The organism is Streptomyces sp. NPDC038213 (assembly GCF_055600495.1).
In genome coordinates, this window is the sequence record NZ_JBVJYM010000003.1 from 64,639 (window position 1) to 86,155 (window position 21,517).

The following is a 21,517-nucleotide window of genomic DNA, read 5'->3' on the forward strand; positions in this document are numbered from 1 at the left end:
GGCGCACGCGACCCGGCGGGTGAGGTCGGCCCCCCCCCTCCTTCTCCCAGAGCGGGGTCGCCCCCCCCCCCGGCTTCCCTTGGCCCCCCCGCCGCCGTCCTCACGCCGCCGTCATGCCGGGAACTTGCGGTCCACCCAGCGGAAGGACAGTTCCAGCAGGGCCGCCGCGGCCGCCGCGATGGCCACGGCCGTCCACGGCATGGTGGCGCCGACCAGCTTGAGCTGGAAGAACTCCTGGAGCCAGGGCACGACCAGCACGAGCAGGAAGGCCGCGCCCATCGTGCCGACCAGCCCGACCCGCCACCAGGTGTACGGGCGGGCGATGATCGCCAGGACCCACATCGACACGAGGAACAGGGTGAGGGTCGCCGCGCTGGTCTCGGCTTCGAGGGCGCCCTCGCCGCGGTAGTGGTGCCGGGCCACCAGGTACGTGAGGAAGGTGGCGGTGGCGGCGATGACCCCACCGGGGATGGCGTACCGCATGACGCGTTTGACGAAGTGCGGCTTGGCGCGCTCCTTGTTCGGCGCGAGGGCCAGGAAGAAGGCCGGTACGCCGATGGTGAGCGTGGACAGCAGGGTGAGGTGGCGGGGCAGGAAGGGGTACTCGACCTGTGAGCAGACCACGAGGACGGCCAGCAGGACGGAGTAGACCGTCTTGGTGAGGAAGAGGGTCGCGACCCGGGTGATGTTGCCGATGACGCGGCGGCCCTCGGCCACCACGGAGGGGAGGGTGGCGAAGGAGTTGTTCAGCAGGACGATCTGGGCGACGGCGCGGGTGGCCTCGGAGCCGGAGCCCATGGAGACGCCGATGTCGGCGTCCTTGAGGGCGAGGACGTCGTTCACGCCGTCCCCGGTCATGGCCACGGTGTGGCCGCGGGACTGGAGGGCGCCGACCATGTCGCGCTTCTGCTGCGGGGTGACCCGGCCGAAGACGGCGTTGCGGTCGAGCTCCTCGGCCATGGCGGCCTGGTCGGTGGGGAGGCTGCGGGCGTCGACGGTGTTCTCCGCGCCGGGCAGGCCGAGTTTTCCGGCGACCGCGGAGACGGAGACGGCGTTGTCCCCGGAGATGACCTTCGCGTGGACGTTCTGCTCGTCGAAGTAGCGCAGGGTGTCGGCGGCGTCGGGGCGCAGCCGCTGTTCGAGGACGATCAGTGCGGTGGGCCGGACGCCGGTGGCGACCTGTTCGTCGTCGAGTTCGCGGGAGGCGCGGGCCAGCAGCAGGACGCGCAGGCCCTGCCGGTTGAGCTGGTCGATCTCGTCGAGGGCGGGGTCGCCGGCGGGCAGCAGGACGTCGGGGGCGCCGAGCAGCCAGGTGGAGTTCTCGCCGTCGCCCTCGCTGAAGCTGGCGCCGCTGTACTTGCGGGCGGAGGAGAAGGGCAGGGACTCGGTGCAGCGCCAGTCCTCGCTGTCGGGGTAGGCGTCGATGACGGCCTGGAGGCTGGCGTTGGGCCGGGGGTCGGATTCGCCGAGGGCGCCGAGGACCTTCTTCACGTAGGCGGGGTCGGCGCCGCCCAGGGGGCGGAGCTCGGTGACGTCCATGCCGCCCTCGGTGAGGGTGCCGGTCTTGTCGAGGCAGACCACGTCGACGCGGGCGAGGCCCTCGATGGCGGGGAGCTCCTGGACGAGGCACTGCTTGCGGCCGAGGCGGATCACGCCGATGGCGAAGGCGACGGAGGTGAGGAGGACCAGGCCCTCGGGGATCATCGGGACGATGCCGCCGACGGTGCGGGCGATGGAGTCCTTGAGGTTGTTGTCCTTGACGACGAGCTGGCTGATGATCAGGCCGATGGAGGTCGGGACCATCATCCAGGTGACGTACTTGAGGATGGTGGAGATGCCGCTGCGCAGTTCGGAGTGGACCAGCGTGAAGCGGCTGGCCTCCTCGGCGAGCTGGGCGGCGTAGGCCTCGCGGCCGACCTTGGTGGCGGTGAAGGCGCCGCCGCCGGCGACGACGAAGGACCCGGACATGACCTGGTCGCCGGGCTTCTTCAGGACGGGGTCGGCCTCGCCGGTGAGCAGGGACTCGTCGATCTCCAGTCCCTCGGCCTCGCCGACGACCCCGTCGACGACGACCTTGTCCCCGGGGCCGAGCTCGATGACGTCGTCGAGGACGATCTCGGAGGTGGAGATCTCGACGGGGCGGCCGTCGCGGCGGACGGTGGGTTTGGCCTCGCCGATGACGGCGAGTCCGTCGAGGGTCTTCTTGGCGCGGAGCTCCTGGATGATGCCGATGCCGGTGTTCGCGATGATCACGAACCCGAAGAGGCTGTCCTGGATGGGCGCGACGATCAGCATGATCACCCAGAGGACGCCGATGATGGCGTTGAAGCGGGTGAAGACGTTGCCGCGGACGATGTCGGCGGTGGAGCGGCTGCTGCGGACGGGTACGTCGTTGACCTCGCCGCGCGCGACCCGTTCGGCCACTTCGGGGGTGGCGAGCCCGCCGGCGCGGAAGAGGGGGGCGGGCGGGTCGACCGGGTGTACCGGGTCGAGTTCGGCGCCCGCGTCGATGAGCGCCCCGGCCGCCGGGGCGCTGCCCGCCCCGCTGCCGCCCGCGCCCTGGCCGCCGCCCGGCTCGGGTCCGTCAATGTCGATCTTCGCCCGCTGGGTCATGCTTTCGACGGTAAGGGCGGTTCGAACGCTTTACCCGTCGAGCGGTACGAAGATCAGACCTGGGGATGACGGGAATCCTCCCGGAGTCGCCCCGTCCGGTCGGCTACGGGGTCCGCGGGTCGGTGCCGGTGCCGGTGGCCGTGCCCGTACCGCTGCCGTCGACCGCGTCCGCGGCGTCCTGCTGCGCCGCGTGCCGCTTGAGGGCCGCGTCGCGGGCCCGGACGTACCAGATGCCGATGAGGCCGAGCGCGCCGCCGGCGGCGAAGGTCCACAGCAGCCAGAGGCGTTCGTGGTCGGCGTACCAGCCGTAGAAGGGCAGCTGTACGAGGAACAGGGCGAAGGAGAGGATCGTGCCGCCGGTGACGGTCGCGACCACCGGCCCTTCGAGGGGCTCGGGTGCCTCGTGCTGGGGGGTCCACTTCGCCATGCGGTCAGTCTAGGCGGCCGCCGTGGGCATCTACGCGCGGAGATGGACGGCCTCTCGTTCATGTGTTCATACTGAAACGGTTTGCCTGTGACGGGTTTCTTTCGTACGAAACCCCTAAAACGAACCAATTTTGAGGACCGCATGAGCACCTCGGCCCCTGTCGCCCCGGCGGCTGCGCCCGAGCCCCAGTCCCCGCAGGGGACCACGGCCCTGGACCGCTACTTCAAGATCTCCGAGCGCGGCTCCACGGTCGCCCGCGAGGTCCGCGGCGGTTTCGCCACCTTCTTCGCGATGGCCTACATCCTCGTGCTGAACCCGATCATCCTGGGCAGCGCGAAGGACATGTACGGCCACCAGCTCGACGGCGGCCAGCTGGTGACCGCCACCGTGCTGACCGCGGCCCTCACCACCCTCCTCATGGGTGTGATCGGCAACGTCCCCATCGCCCTGGCCGCCGGCCTCGGTGTGAACACCGTCGTCGCCCTCCAGCTCGCCCCCCGGATGAGCTGGCCGGACGCGATGGGCATGGTGGTCCTCGCGGGCCTCGTCGTCATGCTGCTGGTGGCCACGGGCCTGCGCGAGCGGGTCATGAACGCCGTACCGCTCGGCCTGCGCAAGGGCATCGCGATCGGCATCGGCCTCTTCATCATGCTGATCGGCCTGGTCGACTCGGGCTTCGTCTCCCGGATCCCGGACGCCGCCCACACCACCGTCCCGCTCCAGCTGGGCGGCAGCGGCCACCTGCTGGGCTGGCCCGTGCTGGTCTTCGTCCTCGGCGTGCTGCTCACCCTCGCCCTGCTGATCCGCAAGGTGCCGGGCGCGATCCTGATCTCGATCGTGGTCATGACGGTGGCCGCCGTGGCCATCCAGGCGATCGCGGACCTGCCGGGTCAGGCCTGGGGCCTGACCGTGCCCGAGTGGCCGGGCAACCCGGTCGCGGCCCCCGACTTCGGGCTGGTCGGGCAGGTCAGCCTGTTCGGCGGGTTCGCGAAGGTCGGCGTGCTGACCGGCCTGCTGTTCGTCTTCACCGTCCTGCTGTCCTGCTTCTTCGACGCCATGGGCACGATCCTCGGCGTCGCCGACGAGGCCAAGCTGATGGACGCGGACGGCAACCTGCCCGGCATCAACAAGGTCCTGATCGTGGACGGCATCGCCGTCGCGGCCGGCGGAGCCACCTCCTCCTCCGCCAACACCTGCTTCGTCGAGTCCACCGCCGGAGTCGGCGAGGGCGCCCGCACGGGCCTCGCGAGCGTGGTCACCGGCGCCCTCTTCGCCGTCGCGCTCTTCCTCACCCCGCTCGCCACGATGGTCCCGTCCCAGGCCGCCACCCCCGCACTGGTCGCAGTCGGCTTCCTGATCCTGGCCGGGTCCGTCAAGGAGATCGACTGGAGCGACTTCACCATCGCCGTGCCGGCCTTCCTGGCCATGGTGATGATGCCGTTCACCTACTCGATCACCAACGGCATCGGGATCGGCTTCATCAGCTTCGCCGTCCTGCGCCTGGCGACCGGCCGGGGCCGGGAGGTCCCGGCGGCCATGTACGTCGTCTCGGCGGTGTTCGTCTTCTACTACGCGATGCCCGCCCTGGGCCTCACGTAAGGCAGCCCGTGTCCTACGGGCTCAGGTGAGCCCGTAGAACTTCTCGGTCTCGTCGACGGCCGCCTTGAAGCGCTCGTCGAAGTCATCGCGGATGAGCGTCCGGACCACGTAGTCCTGGACGCTCATTCCGCGTTTTGCGGCGTGGTGCCGGAGCCTGTCCAGCAGCTCCCCGTCTATCCGCATGCTGAGCACGTGTGTCCCCATGCCGACAGGGTCGGGGCAGACAGGCGTACGGCGTGTCACTTTCCGGTGCCGTCTCACCCGTATGGGTGACACGTTTCAGACGCCGCCGAAAACCGCCTGGTATTTAGACTGGGTAATGAGTTAGGCTAAGAACATGCGTGACCTTTCCCATGGCGACGACGCAGCCGCCGTGAACGATCTCCGCTCGGCCGTCATGCGGCTGGGCCGGCGCCTGAAGCACCAGCGCGTCGACGAATCGCTGAGCCCGACCGAGATGTCGGTGCTCGGCACCCTCGCCCGCTGCGGTTCGGCCACCCCCGGTGAGCTGGCCCGCAAGGAGCACGTACAGCCGCCCTCGATGACCCGCATCGTCGCGCTGCTGGAGGCCAAGGGACTGGTCAGGCTGGAGCCGCACCCGGACGACCGCCGGCAGAAGGTGGTCAGCCAGACGGAGGAGGCCGAGGCGATGCTCGAAGAGAGCCGTCGCAAGCGCAACGCCTTCCTGGCAGGTCTCGCGGCCGAGCTCGACGAGGACGAATGGGCCAAGCTCCGTGCCGCCGCACCCGTCCTGGAGAAGCTCGCCCACCTGTAAGCACCGCACAAGGAGGCGAACGCCCTTGAGTACGGGAACCGGAGCAGACTCCGCCCCCGGACCGCATTCCACCCCTACCGGCCGCACCAGCGGCCGCACCCGCAGCACCAGCAGCACCCGACATAGCAGCGCCCGACAGAGCAGTACCCCACAGAGCAGTACCCGACAGAGCAGCGGCACCCGCAAGAACTCGATGTTCAGCTCGCTGAGGATCCGGAACTACCGGCTCTTCGCCACCGGCCAGGTCGTCTCGAACACCGGCACCTGGATGCAGCGCATCGCCCAGGACTGGCTCGTGCTCTCGCTGACCGGATCCGCCTCCGCCGTCGGCATCACGATCGCCCTGCAGTTCCTGCCGATGCTGCTGTTCGGCCTCTACGGAGGCGTCCTCGCGGACCGGCTGCCCAAGCGGCCCCTGCTGATCGCCACCCAGTCCGCGATGGGCCTCATCGGCCTCGCACTGGCGGTGCTCACCCTCTCCGGGCACGTGGAGGTCTGGCACGTCTACCTGACGGCCCTCCTCGCCGGACTGGTCACCGTCGTCGACAACCCGGCCCGGCAGTCCTTCGTCCACGAGATGGTCGGCCGCGAGCAGCTCGCCAACGCCGTCTCGCTGAACTCCGCGAACTTCCAGTCCGCCCGGCTGGTCGGCCCCGCCGTCGCCGGTGTCATGATCGCCGCCGTCGGCAGCGGCTACGCCTTCCTCGCCAACGGCCTGTCCTTCCTCGCGCCCATCGTCGGCCTGCTGCTGATGCGGACCTCCGAACTGCACCCGGTCGAGCCGGTGCGGCGGGCGAAGGGGCAGCTCAGGGAGGGCCTGCGGTACGTGTCCCGGCGCCCGGAGCTGATCTGGCCGATCGTCCTGGTCGGGTTCATCGGCACCTTCGGCTTCAACTTCCCCGTCTGGCTGTCGGCCTTCTCGGACGAGGTCTTCCACAGCGGGCCCGGCACCTACGGCCTGCTGAACACCCTGCTCGCCGCCGGCTCCCTGGCCGGAGCGCTGCTGGCCGCCCGCCGGGGCACGCCCCGGCTGCGGGTGCTGGTCGCGGCGGCGGTGGCCTTCGGACTGCTGCTGACGCTGACGCCGTTCGCCCCGTACTTCTGGCTGTTCGCGCTCCTGCTGGTGCCGATCGGCATGTTCGGGCTCACGGTGAACGTCACCGCGAACTCCGGGGTGCAGACGGCCACCGACCCCGAGATGCGGGGCCGGGTCATGGCTCTGTTCATGATGGTCTTCACCGGCGGGACCCCGTTCGGGGCGCCGCTGGTCGGCTGGATCACCGACACGTACGGGGCCCGCATGGGCATGGCCGCCGGCGGGCTGGTCTCGCTGCTCGCGGCGCTGGCCGTGGGCGCGGTCCTCGCGCGCATCGGCGGGCTGAAGCTGGCCGTGGACCTGCGGCGCGGGCGCACGCACGTGGCGCTCGTCCCGCGGCAGCCGGCCCGGGAGTCCCTGGTGCCGGCCTCGTAGCGCAGGCCCGGCGGAGGTCCGGCGGAAGTCCGGCGCAGGGGGCGCGGGGCCGCGGGGGCGCGGGCGGGGGGTACGGGCGCTAGCCTCGCCCGCATGAGACTCTTCGCCGCCGTCCTGCCGCCCCCGGCGGCCGTCGCCGAGCTGCGGGAGGCCGTGGCCGCCGTGCGGCGGCAGGAGCTCCCCGGGCAGGACCGGCTGCGCTGGACCGCCGAGGAGGGCTGGCACTTCACCCTCGCCTTCATGGGCGAGGTGGACCCGGCCCGCCTCGACGAGCTCCACACCCGGCTCGCCCGCGGAGCCCACCGCACTGACCCCTTCACCCTGCGCGTCCACGGCTCCGGGCACTTCGGCTCCCGGGCGCTGTGGGCCGGGGCGGCGGGCGGCCTGGACGCACTGCGGCTGCTCGCCGACCGGGCCGATGCGGCCGCGCGCCGCTCCGGGATCCCGATGGAGCAGCACCGGCGGTACGTGCCGCACCTCACGCTGGCGCGCAGCCGGGGCGGCGCCGATGCGGACCTGGGGCCGTACGTGGCGGCGCTCGCGGGCTTCGAGGGGGCGTCGTGGCAGGTCAGCGTGGTGAGCCTGGTGCGGAGTCGGCTGCCGGTGGACGGGGTGGCGGGGGAGGGGCCGCGGTACGAGGTGGTCCGGGAGTGGGGGCTGCACGGGGTGGGGCAGGAGTGAGGCGCGGCGGCGGTTAGGCTCGACGTGTGGATCCGAAGACCAGAAACCGCGTGATGGCGGGTGTGCTCGTACTGATGTTCGTCGTCGTGGCGGTCGCCTCCGCGCTCGGCCAGTAACCCGCCCCGGGCCCCGCTGACCCGGACCCCGCCGGCGCGGGGGTCCGCTGCGCGGGGCCTTTCCCCTACCCTCCCCTTCCCGAACTGGGGCTCCGCCCCAGACCCCGCGCCTCAAACGCCGGCGGGGCTGGAGTTCGCTGATGCCGCCGGCAGGGCCGATGGATGTGCGCAGCACAATCCAGCCCGCGCAGGGGGTCCCCCCGGACGAAGTCTGGGGGAGTTTGAGCGCACCGGGCGCGGAGCGCACGGTATGGGGGTCCGGGGGCTTGCCCCCGGTTTCGGGAAGGGGCGGGGTGGGGAACAGGCCCCGCGCAGCGGGACCCGGGGTCAGGGGTTACCAGGCGAAGGCCTCCGGGGACGGGCCCGGGCCCGGGAAGACTTCGTCGAGGGCGGCGACGAGCTCCGGGGAGAGGTCGAGGGAGAGCGCCCGCAGCGCCCCCTCCAGCTGTTCGACCGTCCGCGGCCCGACGATCGGCCCCGTCACCCCCGGCCGCCCCAGCAGCCACGCCAGCGCGACCTCCCCCGGCTCCAGCCCGTGCTTGTCGAGCAGGTCCTCGTACGCCTGCACCTGCCCCCGCACCTTCGGATCGGCCAGCGCCTCCGCGGTGCGCCCGGACGCGCGCCGCCCGCCCTCGACCTCCTTGCGGATGACCCCGCCGAGCAGCCCGCCGTGCAGCGGGGACCAGGGGATCACCCCGAGGCCGTACTCCTGCGCGGCCGGGATGACCTCCATCTCGGCGCGCCGCTCGTACAGGTTGTACAGGCACTGCTCGCTGACGAGCCCGACGAGCCCCCGCCGCGCCGCGGTCTCGTTGGCCTGGGCGATCTTGTAGCCGGGGAAGTTGGAGGAGCCCGCGTACAGCACCTTGCCCTGCTGGATCAGGACCTCGACGGCCTGCCAGACCTCCTCGAAGGGGGTGGTGCGGTCGATGTGGTGGAACTGGTAGACGTCCACGTAGTCGGTGCCGAGCCGCTTGAGGCTGGCCTCGACGGCCCGGCGGATGTTGAGGGCGGAGAGCTTGTCGTGGTTGGGCCAGGTCTCGCCGTCGCGGAACATCGAGCCGTAGACCTTGGTGGCCAGTACGGTCTTCTCGCGGCGGCCGCCGCCCTGCGCGAACCAGGAGCCGATGATCTCCTCGGTGCGGCCCTTGTTCTCGCCCCACCCGTACACGTTGGCGGTGTCGAAGAAGTTCACCCCCGCTCCGAGGGCGCTGTCCATGATGGCGTGGCTGGTCGGTTCGTCCGTCTGGGGGCCGAAGTTCATGGTGCCGAGGACGAGTCGGCTGACCTTGAGTCCGGTGCGTCCGAGCTGCGTGTACTCCATGGGCCACTAGCCAACTGCCTGGAGCCCGCCCGGGGCAAGGGGGTTCCGGTCCGCGGACCGGACGGTACAGCCTTCCGGCCCCCCGCCGGGTCCCACCCCGCGCCACCCGCGGTCTCCGGTGCCCCCGGTCAGGACGGGAAGGTGTACGGGCCGCCGATGTCCCAGGCCTGGTGGAGGGCGTTCGCGAACTCGCCCGCCAAGCGGCATTCGCCGGAGGCGCTGGGGTGGGTGCCGTCGTAGGTGTCGCGGTGGAGGTCGTAGTCCCGCGGGCGGTCCGCGAGGAGCAGTGGGGAGGCGTCCGTGGAGAGGTCCGCGACCGTCTTGGCCAGCAGTTCGTTGAAGCGCTCGCACTGGGCGGCGAAGGGGGCGTCGGCGGTGGCGCGCACGTTCGGGATCACCGGGAGCAGCACCATGCGGATCCCCGGGCGGGCGGCGCGGGCCGCGGCGATGAAGGCGCGGGCGTTCGCGTCGGTCTGCTCGGCGTCGGTGTAGAAGCCGAGGTCGATCAGGCCGAGGGAGATCAGCAGCACGTCCGGTTTGTGGGTGCGTACGGTCTCCCCGATCAGCGGGGCCATGTGCTGCCAGCCCTCGCCCCAGCCCGCGAGGTGGCGGCGGGCGGCCTCGGGGAAGGCGGGGTCGGCGTAGTCGAGGGAGACCGGGGCGTCGGCGTGGACGTCGTACAGCTCGGTGCGCGGGCCGACGATCTTGTACGGGCCGCCGAAGGAGGCGTTGAGGTGCTGCCACATGCGGTAGCGCCAGGTGTAGTCGCCGGCGCGCCCGATGGTCATGGAGTCCCCGACGAACATGAAACGCATCCGGTCATCATCGTGGATGGCCGGGTTCCGGTGCAGGGGCGCGGCTGTGAGACGGGACACGCGGGGCCCCGGGAGGGCCCGCGGCGGCGGCCGGCGGGGTTCTGCGGCGGGCCGGGGTGGCAGGCTGGGGGGATGCGCCTGCGTTTCGTGTCGAGTGCCGCCGTCCTGAGCCTCCTCGCCCTGTCCGGTGTCTGGGGGGTGCCCGCGGCGGCCGCCGCCGGGCCGGGGGACTCCTCCTTCCGGATCGTGGACCCGAGGATCACGGAGTCCAGCGGGCTCGTCGCGAGCCGCCGCCACCCCGGCGTGTACTGGACCCACAACGACAGCGCCGACGGCGCGTACCTGTACGGGGTGGACTCCGCGACGGGCGAGACGGTGGCCCGGGTGACCATGACGGGCGTCGGCAGCCCGCGTGACGTGGAGGGGATCTCCCTGGGCCCCGACGGGAACCTGTACGTCGGCGACATCGGGGACAACCGCGACGGCACCTGGGAGCACGTGTGGATCTACCGGCTCCCGGAACCGGCCGAGTTGGGGAACTCGACCGTCAAGGCGACCCAGTTCACGGTCCGTTACGCCGATGGGCCGCGCAACGCCGAGGCGGTGATGGTGCATCCGGTGACCGGCCGGGTCTACATCGCGAGCAAGCACGAGAGCACGGGCGGGCTGTACGAGGGCCCGGCCCGGCTGAGCGCCTCCCGTTCCAACGTGTTCCGCCGGGTGGCCCCGATGCCCTGGGTGACGGACGCGGCCTTCTCCCCGGACGGGAAGCAGCTCGCGGTCCGCGGCTACTTCTTCGCCGAGACCTACGCGTGGCAGGACGGCCGGCCCGCGGGGGAGGCGCAGCGGGTCGCGGCCCCCTTCCAGGCGCAGGCCGAGTCGGTGGCGTACGCGCCGGACGGGTCGGCGCTGATGTTCGGCTCGGAGGGGTCGGGCAGCCGGGTGGTGGCGGTCCCGGTGGAGCGGCCCGGGGGCGGGGGCGGGCCCGCCGCCTCCGGGGGTGCGGGCGGTACCGGGAAGACGGGTACGGGCGGGCAGCAGGCCGCGGCCGATCCGGCGGAGGAGGGCAGCTTCGCCGTCGGGGCGATCGCCCTGGCGGTGGCCACCGCGGTGGTGCTCGGGCTGAAGCGGCTGGTACGGCGAGGCGGGTGACGGTTCATCACGGGTGCAGTAGCGGGGCACGCCCCGGGTTGCGGGCTGCTGACGGGTGATCAGTAGTGGGTGGGGTGGTCCCCGTGGCCGCGCCGTCCGCTGTCCCCGCGGCGGCGTCCGCGGTACCGCCGTAGCGCCCGTACCGTCCCTGCACGCGAAGGAGAAGCAGTTGCGTCCCACGACCCGCTTCATCGTCCCCGCCGCCCTCTCGCTGGCCCTGCTCGGCACCTCGCCGGGCCTGGCCGCCGCGGCTGCCGCACCCGAGCGCCCCGTGTCCGCAGCGGCGCAGGCCGCTCCCGTCCCGGGCGCCGACGCGCTGCTCGGGCAGGTGAAGACCCTCGGGTCGACGGCCGGGGTGCTCAAGCCGGTGACCGACCTGCTGGAGGCCGTGCTGAAGGCCGACGAGGGCAAGGTGCCGCAGGCCGAGCTGGACAAGCACCTGGCGGCGGTCACCTCGGCCCTCGACGGGCTGAAGGCGGGCCTGCCGAAGCCGCCCGTGGACCTGCCGAAGCCCCCGGTGGAGCTGCCCAAGCCCCCGGTGGACCTGCCCGTGGAGCCGCCGAAGCTGCCGGTGGACGCGCCGCCGCTGCCCGTGGACGCGCCCAAGCTCCCGGTCGAGGCCCCCAAGCTCCCCGTGGAGGCCCCGAAGCTCCCGGTGGCCGCGCCCAAGCTGCCCGTCGCCGTTGCCGCCCAGTCCGCCGCGCAGTCCGCGAAGGCCGCCGCGCCCCTCGACCTGATCACGGCGGCGGTGGACAACCTGAAGAAGTCCGTCGACGGCCTCGCCAAGTCCGCCGGCCCGTGCGGCTGCGCCGCCGACGCCGGGGGCAAGGCCACCGACGTGGTCACCGGCCTGGTCAACCTGGTCGTGGCGCTGGTCCTCGGCTCGGGCCTGCCGGTGCCGAACCTGCCCGGCCTCCCCGAGCTGCCCAAGCTCCCCGTCGACGGCCTGCCGCCGCTGCCCGCGCCCGTGCCGGTCCCCGGGCTGCCGGTCGCATGAGCAGCGGCAGCAGCGGCAGCCGCGACAGCGGCAGGGCGAAGGGCACGGCCGCAGCAGTCATAGCCACAGGTGGTCGTGGCGGTCCGGGGTGAGGTTCCCCCCGCAGGTGATCACGCGCAGCTCGGCCCTGCCGCCCGTGTCCCCGTAGACCTTCTGCGTGGGGAACGCGTCCTTCTTGAAGGTCTCCACGTCGTCCACGGCGAACACCGCCGTGCTGCCGTCCGTGCGGTGGACCTCGATCTGCTGCCCCTTCTTCAGCTCCTTCAGGTTGTAGAACACCGCCTCCTCGGTGCTGGGCGTGTCCATGTGGCCGACGATCGCCGCCGCCCCCTTCTCCCCGGGGGTGGGGCCCTGCTCGTACCAGGCCGCGTCCATCGGCTTGTCGTACGAGGGCTCCTGCATGACGCCCTGCGGGTCCAGCCCGACGGTGTCGAGCCCGGCGTCCACGTGCAGGGACGGGATCTCGATCCGGTCCGGTACGGACGGGGCGAGGGAGGAGGCCGCCGAGGCCTTCACCGGGCGGACCGCACCGGCGGCCGTACCCGCGCCGCCCGTCGCCGCGTCCGCCTGCTTCGCCGTACCGCAGCCGGAGAGCAGGGCCGCCCCGGTGAGTGCGGCGGCGGCGAGGACGGCCGCGCGGCGGGTGTGCCGTACCCGCTGTCCGTACTCAGCCACGGGAGCCCCGGCGGCGCAGCAGCCCGGCCCCGGCGAGGGCGAAGGCGGAGGCGGCGGAGGCGCCGCCGACCGCGAGCAGCCCGTCGCGGCCCGGGCCGGAGTCGGAGCCGGTGGCGGCGGGGGCCGTGCCGGTGTTGACGGAGCCCTTCGGGGTCTTGTGCTCGGAGGGCTTGAGCGGGGTGACGTGCTGGTGGTGGCCGTCGTGGTGGCCGCCGCCGCCCGTGGCGTCGGTGGTGAACTTGACCGTGTCGAACTTCTTGCCGCCCGCGTAGGCGTCCACGCCGTAGTAGCCGGTCTTGACGCCCTTGGCGACGGTGGCGGTGCCGGTCCAGGTGTCCTTGCCGGTCTTGTTCAGGGAGACCCGGCCGCCGAAGGCGAGGGAGTCGACGTACGCGCTCTTCTCGCCGGTGGTGACGGTGACCTTGACGTGGTCGCCGGGCTTGCCGGAGTCGGCGGACAGGGAGAGGGCGTTCTCGACGGGGGTGGGCTTCGGCGGGGTGGGCTTGTCGGCCTTCACGGTGAGCTGCGCGGTGGCCTGGAGCTGCTCGCCCTGGGGGCCGGAGCCGGTCAGGGAGACGCCGTAGCCGCCGTCGGCCGCGTCCTTCGAGACGGTCGCGGTGCCGGTCCAGACGCCGGCGGCCTTGCCCTCGGTCATGGTGACCTCGCCGAGGGCGGCGGAGCTGACGGAGACGGCGGTGGAGCCGGCCGGGACCCGGGCGGTGACGTAGAGGGTGGCGCCGGGCTCCGCGGAGGAGGCGGAGAGGGACAGGCTCGCCTGGGTGGTGGCGTCCGGGGCGTCGTCCCTGCTGCCGTCCTGGGACTTGTCGTTGCCGGTGGTGCCGTCGGTGGTGGTGCCGTTGTCGCCGTTGGTCCCGTTCGCCGTGCCGTCCGAGACGGTGGCGGTGGTGGCGGCCGGGGCCGGGTGGGTCGAGGCGTCGGCGGCGAACGCGGTCGCGGGGACGGCGAGGGCCATCGACGAGGCCAGTGCGATCGCCGAGACGGTGAGTGCCTTGCGCATGGGTGCTCCTCTTGACGGGCCGGGGAATCTTCCCGGCACACCTGACATGAGGGACATCCTGGGCGCCTGGTTGCAGGCGGCTGTGCGGGGGCTGTGCGGGCCCGGCGAAGGTCCCGGCGGGGGAATCCGCAGGTGGCGGGGGTGCTCGGGAAGGGCCGTTTACGGGGGCTTTGCCGCGATTTTTGGGACCAAGGTCCCGGGGCCGGCCGCCCGGAACGGCCGCGGGCGCCCGGGAACGGAACCGCCGCGGGCCCGGACACGCCGAGGGCCCCCGGTGACGGAGGGTCACCGGGGGCCCTCGGGCCGGTTGCCGCTACGGGGTCAGAGCTGCCCGATCACGTGGTCGATGCACGCGGTCAGCGCCTGCACGTCCGCCGGGTCGATCGCCGGGAACATGGCCACGCGCAGCTGGTTGCGGCCGAGCTTGCGGTACGGCTCGGTGTCCACGATGCCGTTGGCCCGCAGGGCCTTGGCCACGGCGGCGGCGTCGATCTCGTCCGAGAAGTCGATGGTGCCGATCACGGAGGAGCGCTTGGCGGGGTCGGTCACGAACGGGGTCGCGTACTTCGACTCCTCGGCCCAGCCGTACAGGGCGGCGGCGGAGGCCGCGGTCCGGGCGGTGGCCCAGTCCAGGCCGCCCTGGCCGTTGATCCACTTCAGCTGCTCGTCGAGCAGGAAGAGGGTGGAGAGCGCCGGGGTGTTGTACGTCTGGTTCTTCAGCGAGTTGTCGATCGCCGTCGGCAGGGAGAAGAACTCCGGGATGTGCCGGCCGGAGGCGTGGATGCGCTGGGCGCGCTCCAGTGCGGCCGGGGAGAAGGCCGCCAGCCACAGGCCGCCGTCCGCCGCGAAGCACTTCTGCGGGGCGAAGTAGTAGACGTCGGTCTCGGTGATGTCCACGGGCAGGCCGCCCGCGCCCGAGGTCGCGTCCACGAGCACGAGCGCGCCCTCGTCGGCGCCGGCGACCCGCTTGATCGGGGCGGCGACACCGGTGGAGGTCTCGTTGTGCGTGTACGCGTACACGTCCACGCCCGCCTCGGCGGCCGGCTCGGGGTGCGTGCCCGGCTCGGAGGAGATGACGCTCGGCTCGTCCAGCCAGGGCGCGAGCTTCGCGGCCTTGGCGAACTTGGAGGAGAACTCGCCGAAGGTGAGGTGCTGGGACTTCTGCTCGATCAGCCCGTGGGTCGCGATGTCCCAGAAGGCGGTGGAGCCGCCGTTGCCCAGGATCACCTCGTAGCCCTCGGGGAGGGAGAAGAGGTCGCGGAGGTTCTGCCGCACCGATCCGACCAGGTTCTTGACCGGGGCCTGGCGGTGGGAGGTTCCGAGGAGGGAGGTGCCGGTGGCGGCCAGGGCTTCGAGGGCCTCCGTCCGCACCTTGGAGGGGCCCGCGCCGAAACGGCCGTCGGCGGGCTTGATGTCAGCGGGAATCTGGATCTCAGCCACGAGCGGAGCGTATCGGTTCGGGGAGCGGGCCGTTCACGGGCGTCCACCCGGTGAGACGATCCGACCGGTGTGCGGGCCCGACCCCTGCCGTTCCGCCGTCTGTAAGGTGAAACACGAGGACATGCCCCTTACGGGGCCGTAGGCTGGGGGAATGACCCGTTCCGCCACCACCTCCCCAGGTAACGCCGTGTCCGCCGCGCCCTCCGCCGCCCAGCCCGCCTCCCTGAAGGCGGGCCGTGAGCGCGGACCCTCGCGGCTCGGTCCGGTGGCGCTGGTGATCACGGCGGGGATCTCCGTGCAGTTCGGGGCCGCGGTCGCGGTCATGCTGATGCCGCGGGCCGGGGCCGCCGGGGTGGTCGCCCTGAGGCTGGCCGCCGCCGCCCTGGTCCTGCTGCTGGTCTGCCGTCCGAAGGTGCGCGGGTACAGCCGCGCCGACTGGGGCACCGTCCTCGCCTTCGGTATCGCCATGGCCGGTATGAACGGCATGTTCTACCAGGCCGTGGACCGCATCCCGCTCGGCCCGGCCGTCACCCTGGAGGTGCTCGGCCCGCTGGCCCTGTCGGTGATCGTCTCCCGCCGGCTGTCCAGCCTGCTGTGGGCCGGGCTGGCCCTCGGCGGGGTGGTCCTGCTGAGCGGGCACGGCGGCGACGGCGGCTTCGGCTCCCTCGACCCCGTGGGCGCGGCCTACGCGCTGGGCGCGGGCGCGATGTGGGCCGCGTACATCGTCTTCAGCGCCCGCACCGGGCGCCGCTTCCCGCAGGCCGACGGGCTCGCGCTGGCCATGGCGGTGGCGGCCGTCCTCAGCCTGCCGCTGGGCATCGCGCAGGCCGGGTCCGCGCTGCTCGTGCCGAGCACCCTGCTGCTGGGGCTGGGCGTGGCCCTGCTGTCCTCCGTCCTGCCGTACACCCTGGAGCTGCTCGCGCTGCGCCGGCTGCCCGCGCCCACCTTCGCCGTGCTGATGAGCCTGGAGCCGGCCATCGCGGCCGTGGCGGGCTTCCTGGTGCTCCACCAGGCCATGGCGTGGACGGACGCCCTCGCCATCGCCCTGGTCGTGGCGGCGAGCATGGGCGCGGTGCGGGCCCAGACGCGCGCGGTCGAGTAGGCCCGGCCGGGCCCGGGCTCAGGCCGCGGGTCCCGGGGGGCCGCCGTGGAGGCGGGCGTGGGCGGCGATGCCCACGTTGCAGTCCGAGACCTTCGAGCCGTCCCCGCGCTGCCAGGCCTCGGCCCGCTCCCGGGCCAGGACGGCGCAGGGTACGCAGCCGGGGGCGGGGGCCGGGGGTTTCGAGGGCAGCGACAGGTCGATGGGATCGTTCGCTGCGTAGTGGGCCATCGGGCGCCTCCGGCTGGTCCGCGGATCGATGCTGAGGACCGTAGGGAAGGGCGTACCGGCCGGGCCAGGTTGTTGCACGCGGTTGCACGGATTCACCCGCGGGCGGAGGTCCCCGGCGGATGCACCCCGACCGGGGAGCGGATGCACCCCGACCGCTTCACCCGCCGGCCTGCTCTCCCCCGCCCGCTTCGCCCGCGGCGGCGAGGGCCGCCAGGATCAGGGCGCGGGCGCCCGGGCCCCGTACTGCCAGCTCGGAGAGCCGGGAGAAGGCCCGCAGGTAGGTGGCGATCTCCCCGGGCGCGGTCACGTTGATCTCCGCGGTCAGGGTCTCGACGGCCACCAGCGAGCCGTCGAACACGTAGAAGGCCTCCAGCGGCCAGACCGTACGGCGCACCGCGCGCGGGACGATCCCGAGGGACACGTTCGGCTGGGACATCACCGCCAGCAGGTGCGCCAGCTGGTCCGCCATCGCGACCCCGTCGCAGACCCGGTAGTACAGCACCGCCTCCTCCAGGAGCAGCGCGAAGCGGTGGTCGCCCTCGCGCAGCACCCGCGAGCGCTCCAGCCGGGCCTGCACGGCCTCCGCCACGTCGTCGGGGGTGCCCTGGAACTCGGTGATGGAGCGCAGCAGCCCGCCCGCGTACCCCGCGGTCTGGAGCATCCCGGGCACGACGTTGGAGGCGTACACGCGGAACTGCCGGGTGCGCTGGTAGAGCGGTTTGGTCTGCTCGTGGACGCGGCGCATCCCGTCGCGGTGGATCTGCCGCCACTCCACGTACATCGACTCGGCGTTCCGGGAGGCCGCCACCAGGTCGGGGGCCTGCTCCTCCGCCCCGCAGGCCGCGCACCAGGCCCGGATGTCGGCGTCGGAGGGCGGGGTCCTGCCGCGGGCGATGCGCGAGGACTTGGACTTGTGCCAGCCGCAGCGGGCCGCCAGCTCGTGCCCGGTCAGGCCGGCGTCCTTCATCAGGCCCAGCAGCCGCTGGGCGACCGCGCTGCGGGCGGCCTGGGCGCTGGACAGCGGGGAGGCGGGGGGCTCAGGGCGCATAGGTCTCGTGGGGTACGGCCCGCTCCCAGACGGACTCGAAGGCGGCGGCGCACAGGGCGGCCACCCGCCCGTCGTCCGTGTGGTCGGTGTGCACCCACCGGCCCTCCCCGTCGAACACGTTGAACTGCACCCGCTGCCCGTCGAAGAGCCAGAAGTCGTTGCCGGGCAGGGCCAGTCCGGAGGCCGCGCGGCGCGGCAGCCAGCGGATCTGCTCGCCCGCGTGCTGGTTGGTGAAGCTCACGGAGTGCTCGTAGCGGATGTAGTCGCTGACCGGTTCGGACACTATGCGCGCCCGCCGGACCGCGACCCCGCGCTGTGTGACCTCCTGGACGAGGTCCAGCCAGGGCCGCCACCAGGAGCCGGGGTCGGCCGGGTCGAGCCGGTGCCCGCGGCGCCAGGCGCAGTAGCCGGGGGCCTCGCCCGCGACGCCGTAGCTGTCGCGCATCTCCAGGTGCACCGCCGAGCTCCCGGCGGCTCTGATCAGAGCGGCGAACTCAGTCAAACTCTGCGACACGCAGCGCCTCCCTCAGCAACGGGATCATCCGCTTCGGGACCCGTACGACCGACTCGTGGCTGGGGATCGACACGTCCTTGGAGCTCTCCGCCGTGGTCGACGCGTCGGCCGTCCACCCCTGCACCAGCAGGTCCTTGGAGTCCTCGTCCACCCATACGGCCGGCGAGCCGTGGTCTCCGGACTCAGGGTCCTTCCCGACGAACCGTAGTGCCATGGCTGCCTCCGCTGCCGAGCCGCTGCGTCTCGGCTCCCGACCATCCCGCCGCCCCGAAGGGCGCGTCAAGGTGGCGGGCGGGGCGTGCGGAGGCGTATTCCATGCGCGCGTTCACGGGTGTGCGGGCGGGCTGCGGTCAGGAGTAGCGGGCGGCCAGGGCGGTGGTGGTGGCGGCGAGGCGGGAGCGGAGCTCGGCCGGGGCCAGCACCTCGATGTCCGTGCCCAGGGCGAGGAACTCGCGCTCGGCGTGGTCGAGGGACTCCACGGGGACGACCGCCTCGATCCAGTCCCCGGAGCCCGCGGGGGCGGCCGCCGCCGAGTCGGCGACGGCGCGGGCCTGGGCCCCGGTGAGGCGTTCGGCGCCGCGCGGGGAGATGCGTACGCGGGCCTCCTCGCGGTACAGGCCGGCGTGGAACTCGGCCTGGGTGCGCTGCCAGTGCGCGGCCAGGTCGAAGTCCTCGGGGAGGCAGGTCTCCTCCCCGGTCTCGGCGAGGGAGAGGATCTGGTCCACGCGGTAGGTGCGCGGTCCGGGCCCGGCGACCAGGTACCAGCGGCCCGCCTTGAGGACCAGCCCGTACGGTTCGATGCGCCGGTCCACCTCGCGGGGCTCCTGCCAGCGCCGGTAGCGGACCTCCAGGACCCGGCCGCGCCAGACGGCGTCGGCGACCTGCGGCAGGTGGGGGACCTCCTCGTGCTCGGCGTACCAGCCGGGGGCGTCGAGGTGGAAGCGCAGCCGCATCTTGTCGGCCTGGACGCGCAGGGCGGGCGGGAGTGCGGCCCGCAGTTTGAGCTGGGCGGCGGACAGGGCCTGGCCGAGGCCGAGTTCGGCGGCGGGGCCGGGCATCCCGGTGAGGAAGAGGGCTTCGGCCTCGCCGGAGCTGAGGCCGGTCAGCCGGGTCCGGTAGCCGTCCATCAGCTGGTAGCCGCCGCTGTGGCCCGAGTCCCCGTAGAGCGGGACCCCGGAGGCGGCCAGGGCCTCGACGTCGCGGTAGATCGTGCGTACCGACACCTCCAGCTCGCGGGCCAGCTCGGCGGCGGTCATGCGGCCCCGGGTCTGGAGCAGCAGGAGGATGGACAGAAGGCGGCTCGACTTCATGGCGGTGGGGATTCCTCCTGCTCCGGTGGTGCTTCCTGAAGTGCTGCTGGGGTGGTGCCGGGGTGCGTTCCGGGGGTGGTGCCGGGGTGGTGCGGTTCGTGCATCTTCACTGACAGAAGATGTCAGTGAAGCCGTCCTACGGTCCCGCCATGAACGATTTCGACTTCCTCACCGGCGACTGGACGGTCGCCAACCGCTGGCTGACCGACTTCCTCGACGGGACGAGCGCCTGGGAGGAGTTCCCCGCCCTGTCGAAGGTGACGGACCACCTCGGCGGTGCCGCCTGCCTCGACGAGATGGACTTCCCGACCAAGGGCTTCGCCGGGCTGACCCTCGGGCTGTACGACCCCGCGCGCGCGGAGTGGTCGCTGCACTGGGCGAGCAAGCGGACCGGGCAGCTCTTCCCGCCCGTCACCGGCGGGTTCACCGAGGAGGACGGGGTGCTCCGCGGGGAGTTCTTCGGGGACGACACCCATGACGGGCGGGCCGTGCGCGTGCGGTTCACCTGGTCGGACATCACCCCCGGGTCCGCGCGCTGGGAGCAGGCCTTCTCCCAGGACGAGGGCCGGACCTGGCTGACCAACTGGACCATGGAGTTCAGCCGGGTGGTCTGAGCGGGGGTGCCGGTGCGGTGCCGTGCGGGTGCCGGTGCGGCGGCGGGTGCGGGTCCGGCGGTACGGGGGTCCGCCGGACCCGCGGTCGGGGGGAGGGCCGGGCGGGCCGGCCCTCAGCCGCGGGGCGGCCCCGGGAGGGCCGGGCCCCCGGCGGGCGGGGCGGGCGTCAGCGCCCCGCGGGGCAGCGGGTGCGCCGTCCCGTGGAAGGGGCCGCGGGTGCACGCGGGTACGTGGTATCCGTGGGCGGCGGAGAAGAGGGGGTCCGGCCCGTCCGGATCGGGGTAGAGGGACACCGGAGGCTGCGGAGGGGGTGCGGCTTCTGTCAAGGCAGTTCATCCCTCGTCATCGCGTAGTCCGTCGAGTGGAGCGGGTGGCATGGACGCGCTCGCGGGCCCTGAGCGGGCTTCAGTATGGGGCTGGACATCGGGTGCGGTTTCGCAAGTTTCAGGTATCTGACCGGAATTGCCCCTTCTGGTGAATCGATGATGCAGCGGCATATGCCAAGGCGGCGTGGCCTGACCAGAACTTCTCTCCCTCCTGGCCGAGTTGGGGCCATGGCCAAATCGATGCGGTGAGGCGGAACGTTGCCTCTCGCTTCCCTGCTGTTTCCGTCAAATCATGCAAGCGTGCTTGATTGTTTTTCTGCCCGCTGCCACCCTTCCCTCACCGATCGCCCGAGGGAGTCCGCGTGTCCGATCAGTCCGCAGCGCCGCCCGAAGACCCGACCCAGGCCGTGTACGCGGCCCTCCGGGCGGAGAGCGGTGAACTCGACCTGGTGGTAGGCGGGTTGACCGCCGGACAGTGGGCGGCGGCGACCCCCGCGCCCGGCTGGAGCATCGCCCACCAGATCGCCCACCTCGCCTGGACCGACCGGGCCGCCCTGCTCGCCGTCACCGATCCGGCCGGATTCGGCCGGATGACGGAGGAGGCCCTCGCCGCCCCCGACTCCTTCGTGGACGAGGGCGCCGCCGAAGGGGCCGCACTGCCGCCCGCCGAGCTCCTCGCCCGCTGGCGGGCGGGCCGGGCCGCCCTGGACGCGGCCCTCGCGGCCGCCCCCCGCGGCGCCCGCTTCCCCTGGTACGGGCCCCCGATGAAGGCCGCGTCCATGGCCAGTGCCCGGCTGATGGAGACCTGGGCGCACGGCCAGGACGTCGCCGACGCCCTCGGCCTGCGGCGGACCCCGACCGCGCGGCTGCGACACGTGGCCCGGATCGGGGTCCGGGCCCGGGACTACGCGTACCTGGTCCGCGGACTGGCCGCGCCCCGCGAGGAGTTCCGCGTGGAGCTCACCGCCCCGGCGGACCCCGGGTCGGCGCCGGGTGCCGCGCCCGGGGTGTGGGCGTACGGGCCCGCGGACGCGGCCCAGCGGATCACCGGCCCCGCGCTCGACTTCTGTCTGCTGGCCACCCAGCGGGCCCACCGCGCCGACCTCGCCCTGCGGGCCGAGGGCGCCGAAGCGGACCGCTGGCTGGACATCGCCCAGGCCTTCGCCGGCCCCGCGGGCCCCGGGCGGGAACCCCGCGCGGGCGGGGGGCAGCGGTGACGGCGGGCGGGGCCGGGGCGGCTCCGGGCCCGTACGGCCCGCCGCCCGGCGCGGA

Annotated in this window: 22 protein-coding genes; 9 read left to right on the forward strand and 13 right to left on the reverse strand. The window is 73.1% G+C overall.

From position 1 onward, the window contains the following. Positions 1–111: 111 nt before the first annotated feature. The gene (locus ACZ7JZ_RS05620; protein WP_470933533.1) at positions 112–2,613 is read right to left on the reverse strand and encodes an HAD-IC family P-type ATPase; all 2,502 of its coding nucleotides are present in this window, start codon (positions 2,611–2,613) and stop codon (positions 112–114) included. A 103-nt stretch (positions 2,614–2,716) separates the two neighbouring features. Next, positions 2,717–3,040 (reverse strand): DUF2530 domain-containing protein, encoded by a 324-nt coding sequence (locus ACZ7JZ_RS05625; RefSeq protein ID WP_470933535.1) that lies wholly within the window; start codon positions 3,038–3,040, stop codon positions 2,717–2,719. A gap of 141 nt (positions 3,041–3,181) precedes the next feature. Between ACZ7JZ_RS05625 and ACZ7JZ_RS05630 the strand changes: the two genes are divergently transcribed. After that, positions 3,182–4,639 (forward strand): NCS2 family permease, encoded by a 1,458-nt coding sequence (locus ACZ7JZ_RS05630; protein ID WP_470933537.1) that lies wholly within the window; start codon positions 3,182–3,184, stop codon positions 4,637–4,639. Positions 4,640–4,660: 21 nt separating this feature from the next. Here the strand turns inward: ACZ7JZ_RS05630 and ACZ7JZ_RS05635 are convergent, their stop codons facing one another. After that, positions 4,661–4,843: a BrnA antitoxin family protein gene (locus ACZ7JZ_RS05635; RefSeq protein WP_249767154.1), complete on the reverse strand. Its 183-nt coding sequence runs from the start codon at positions 4,841–4,843 to the stop codon at positions 4,661–4,663. A 133-nt stretch (positions 4,844–4,976) separates the two neighbouring features. Here ACZ7JZ_RS05635 and ACZ7JZ_RS05640 point away from each other — a divergent pair, with 133 nt between their 5' ends. From ACZ7JZ_RS05640 to thpR, 3 genes are all read left to right on the forward strand, one after another. Next, the gene (locus ACZ7JZ_RS05640; RefSeq protein ID WP_470933539.1) at positions 4,977–5,414 is read left to right on the forward strand and encodes a MarR family winged helix-turn-helix transcriptional regulator; all 438 of its coding nucleotides are present in this window, start codon (positions 4,977–4,979) and stop codon (positions 5,412–5,414) included. 193 nt (positions 5,415–5,607) lie between these two features. After that, positions 5,608–6,885 (forward strand): MFS transporter, encoded by a 1,278-nt coding sequence (locus tag ACZ7JZ_RS05645; RefSeq protein ID WP_470933541.1) that lies wholly within the window; start codon positions 5,608–5,610, stop codon positions 6,883–6,885. 93 nt (positions 6,886–6,978) lie between these two features. Further along, positions 6,979–7,566, forward strand: a complete 588-nt coding sequence (gene thpR / locus ACZ7JZ_RS05650; RefSeq protein WP_470933543.1) for an RNA 2',3'-cyclic phosphodiesterase — start codon at positions 6,979–6,981, stop codon at positions 7,564–7,566. Positions 7,567–8,016: 450 nt separating this feature from the next. Here the strand turns inward: thpR and ACZ7JZ_RS05655 are convergent, their stop codons facing one another. After that, positions 8,017–9,006 carry an aldo/keto reductase gene (locus ACZ7JZ_RS05655; RefSeq protein WP_470933545.1) on the reverse strand — a complete coding sequence of 330 codons (990 nt, stop codon included), beginning with the start codon at positions 9,004–9,006 and terminating at the stop codon, positions 8,017–8,019. Positions 9,007–9,134: 128 nt separating this feature from the next. Continuing rightward, positions 9,135–9,821 carry a GDSL-type esterase/lipase family protein gene (locus tag ACZ7JZ_RS05660; RefSeq protein WP_470933547.1) on the reverse strand — a complete coding sequence of 229 codons (687 nt, stop codon included), beginning with the start codon at positions 9,819–9,821 and terminating at the stop codon, positions 9,135–9,137. Positions 9,822–9,953: 132 nt separating this feature from the next. Here ACZ7JZ_RS05660 and ACZ7JZ_RS05665 point away from each other — a divergent pair, with 132 nt between their 5' ends. Together ACZ7JZ_RS05665 and ACZ7JZ_RS05670 are read left to right on the forward strand one after the other, a co-directional pair. Then, complete coding sequence (locus tag ACZ7JZ_RS05665; protein WP_470933549.1) at positions 9,954–10,973, forward strand: WD40 repeat domain-containing protein; 1,020 nt, start codon at positions 9,954–9,956, stop codon at positions 10,971–10,973. 169 nt (positions 10,974–11,142) lie between these two features. Continuing rightward, positions 11,143–11,970 carry a hypothetical protein gene (locus ACZ7JZ_RS05670; protein WP_470933551.1) on the forward strand — a complete coding sequence of 276 codons (828 nt, stop codon included), beginning with the start codon at positions 11,143–11,145 and terminating at the stop codon, positions 11,968–11,970. Between the two features lie 57 nt (positions 11,971–12,027). On the opposite strand, the gene ACZ7JZ_RS05675 is transcribed toward ACZ7JZ_RS05670, so the two are convergent. The 3 genes from ACZ7JZ_RS05675 to serC form a co-directional block, all read right to left on the reverse strand. Next, positions 12,028–12,645, reverse strand: coding sequence for a class F sortase (locus ACZ7JZ_RS05675; RefSeq protein WP_470933553.1), 618 nt, complete (start codon positions 12,643–12,645; stop codon positions 12,028–12,030). Then, complete coding sequence (locus ACZ7JZ_RS05680; protein WP_470933555.1) at positions 12,638–13,663, reverse strand: hypothetical protein; 1,026 nt, start codon at positions 13,661–13,663, stop codon at positions 12,638–12,640. Before ACZ7JZ_RS05680 ends, ACZ7JZ_RS05675 begins: the two co-directional genes overlap by 8 nt. Positions 13,664–13,984: 321 nt before the next feature. Further along, positions 13,985–15,103, reverse strand: coding sequence for a phosphoserine transaminase (gene serC, locus ACZ7JZ_RS05685; protein ID WP_470933557.1), 1,119 nt, complete (start codon positions 15,101–15,103; stop codon positions 13,985–13,987). Between the two features lie 151 nt (positions 15,104–15,254). Here serC and ACZ7JZ_RS05690 point away from each other — a divergent pair, with 151 nt between their 5' ends. Then, positions 15,255–16,205 carry an EamA family transporter gene (locus ACZ7JZ_RS05690; RefSeq protein ID WP_470933559.1) on the forward strand — a complete coding sequence of 317 codons (951 nt, stop codon included), beginning with the start codon at positions 15,255–15,257 and terminating at the stop codon, positions 16,203–16,205. An 18-nt stretch (positions 16,206–16,223) separates the two neighbouring features. Here the strand turns inward: ACZ7JZ_RS05690 and ACZ7JZ_RS05695 are convergent, their stop codons facing one another. The 5 genes from ACZ7JZ_RS05695 to ACZ7JZ_RS05715 all read right to left on the reverse strand — a co-directional run bounded on the left by ACZ7JZ_RS05695 (position 16,224) and on the right by ACZ7JZ_RS05715 (position 19,305). After that, entirely contained in the window at positions 16,224–16,433 is a 210-nt protein-coding gene (locus tag ACZ7JZ_RS05695; RefSeq protein WP_470933561.1) for a hypothetical protein, read from the reverse strand. A 157-nt stretch (positions 16,434–16,590) separates the two neighbouring features. Further along, positions 16,591–17,481 (reverse strand): helix-turn-helix domain-containing protein, encoded by an 891-nt coding sequence (locus ACZ7JZ_RS05700; RefSeq protein WP_470933563.1) that lies wholly within the window; start codon positions 17,479–17,481, stop codon positions 16,591–16,593. Next, entirely contained in the window at positions 17,471–17,995 is a 525-nt protein-coding gene (locus tag ACZ7JZ_RS05705; protein WP_470933565.1) for a DUF6879 family protein, read from the reverse strand. Before ACZ7JZ_RS05705 ends, ACZ7JZ_RS05700 begins: the two co-directional genes overlap by 11 nt. Beyond that, a complete protein-coding gene (locus tag ACZ7JZ_RS05710; RefSeq protein ID WP_470933567.1) occupies positions 17,976–18,209 on the reverse strand; it encodes a hypothetical protein in 234 nt (77 codons plus the stop codon). Before ACZ7JZ_RS05710 ends, ACZ7JZ_RS05705 begins: the two co-directional genes overlap by 20 nt. A gap of 136 nt (positions 18,210–18,345) precedes the next feature. Next, positions 18,346–19,305, reverse strand: coding sequence for a helix-turn-helix transcriptional regulator (locus ACZ7JZ_RS05715; protein WP_470933569.1), 960 nt, complete (start codon positions 19,303–19,305; stop codon positions 18,346–18,348). 149 nt (positions 19,306–19,454) lie between these two features. Here ACZ7JZ_RS05715 and ACZ7JZ_RS05720 point away from each other — a divergent pair, with 149 nt between their 5' ends. Together ACZ7JZ_RS05720 and ACZ7JZ_RS05725 are read left to right on the forward strand one after the other, a co-directional pair. Beyond that, on the forward strand, positions 19,455–19,919 hold the full coding sequence (locus tag ACZ7JZ_RS05720; protein WP_470933571.1) for a hypothetical protein: 465 nt from the start codon (positions 19,455–19,457) through the stop codon (positions 19,917–19,919). A gap of 688 nt (positions 19,920–20,607) precedes the next feature. After that, entirely contained in the window at positions 20,608–21,462 is an 855-nt protein-coding gene (locus tag ACZ7JZ_RS05725; RefSeq protein ID WP_470933573.1) for a TIGR03084 family metal-binding protein, read from the forward strand. Positions 21,463–21,517: the final 55 nt, after the last annotated feature.

Excerpts from the sequence above, each read along its gene's own strand:
- ACZ7JZ_RS05620 (WP_470933533.1), bottom strand. The coding sequence starts at position 2,613 with ATGACCCAGCGGGCGAAGATCGACATTGACGGACCCGAGCCGGGCGGC.
- ACZ7JZ_RS05625 (WP_470933535.1), bottom strand. The coding sequence starts at position 3,040 with ATGGCGAAGTGGACCCCCCAGCACGAGGCACCCGAGCCCCTCGAAGGG.
- ACZ7JZ_RS05630 (WP_470933537.1), top strand. The coding sequence starts at position 3,182 with ATGAGCACCTCGGCCCCTGTCGCCCCGGCGGCTGCGCCCGAGCCCCAG.
- ACZ7JZ_RS05635 (WP_249767154.1), bottom strand. The coding sequence starts at position 4,843 with ATGGGGACACACGTGCTCAGCATGCGGATAGACGGGGAGCTGCTGGAC.
- ACZ7JZ_RS05640 (WP_470933539.1), top strand. The coding sequence starts at position 4,977 with ATGCGTGACCTTTCCCATGGCGACGACGCAGCCGCCGTGAACGATCTC.
- ACZ7JZ_RS05645 (WP_470933541.1), top strand. The coding sequence starts at position 5,608 with ATGTTCAGCTCGCTGAGGATCCGGAACTACCGGCTCTTCGCCACCGGC.
- thpR (WP_470933543.1), top strand. The coding sequence starts at position 6,979 with ATGAGACTCTTCGCCGCCGTCCTGCCGCCCCCGGCGGCCGTCGCCGAG.
- ACZ7JZ_RS05655 (WP_470933545.1), bottom strand. The coding sequence starts at position 9,006 with ATGGAGTACACGCAGCTCGGACGCACCGGACTCAAGGTCAGCCGACTC.
- ACZ7JZ_RS05660 (WP_470933547.1), bottom strand. The coding sequence starts at position 9,821 with ATGCGTTTCATGTTCGTCGGGGACTCCATGACCATCGGGCGCGCCGGC.
- ACZ7JZ_RS05665 (WP_470933549.1), top strand. The coding sequence starts at position 9,954 with ATGCGCCTGCGTTTCGTGTCGAGTGCCGCCGTCCTGAGCCTCCTCGCC.
- ACZ7JZ_RS05680 (WP_470933555.1), bottom strand. The coding sequence starts at position 13,663 with ATGCGCAAGGCACTCACCGTCTCGGCGATCGCACTGGCCTCGTCGATG.
- ACZ7JZ_RS05690 (WP_470933559.1), top strand. The coding sequence starts at position 15,255 with ATGACCCGTTCCGCCACCACCTCCCCAGGTAACGCCGTGTCCGCCGCG.
- ACZ7JZ_RS05695 (WP_470933561.1), bottom strand. The coding sequence starts at position 16,433 with ATGGCCCACTACGCAGCGAACGATCCCATCGACCTGTCGCTGCCCTCG.
- ACZ7JZ_RS05700 (WP_470933563.1), bottom strand. The coding sequence starts at position 17,481 with ATGCGCCCTGAGCCCCCCGCCTCCCCGCTGTCCAGCGCCCAGGCCGCC.
- ACZ7JZ_RS05710 (WP_470933567.1), bottom strand. The coding sequence starts at position 18,209 with ATGGCACTACGGTTCGTCGGGAAGGACCCTGAGTCCGGAGACCACGGC.
- ACZ7JZ_RS05715 (WP_470933569.1), bottom strand. The coding sequence starts at position 19,305 with ATGAAGTCGAGCCGCCTTCTGTCCATCCTCCTGCTGCTCCAGACCCGG.
- ACZ7JZ_RS05720 (WP_470933571.1), top strand. The coding sequence starts at position 19,455 with ATGAACGATTTCGACTTCCTCACCGGCGACTGGACGGTCGCCAACCGC.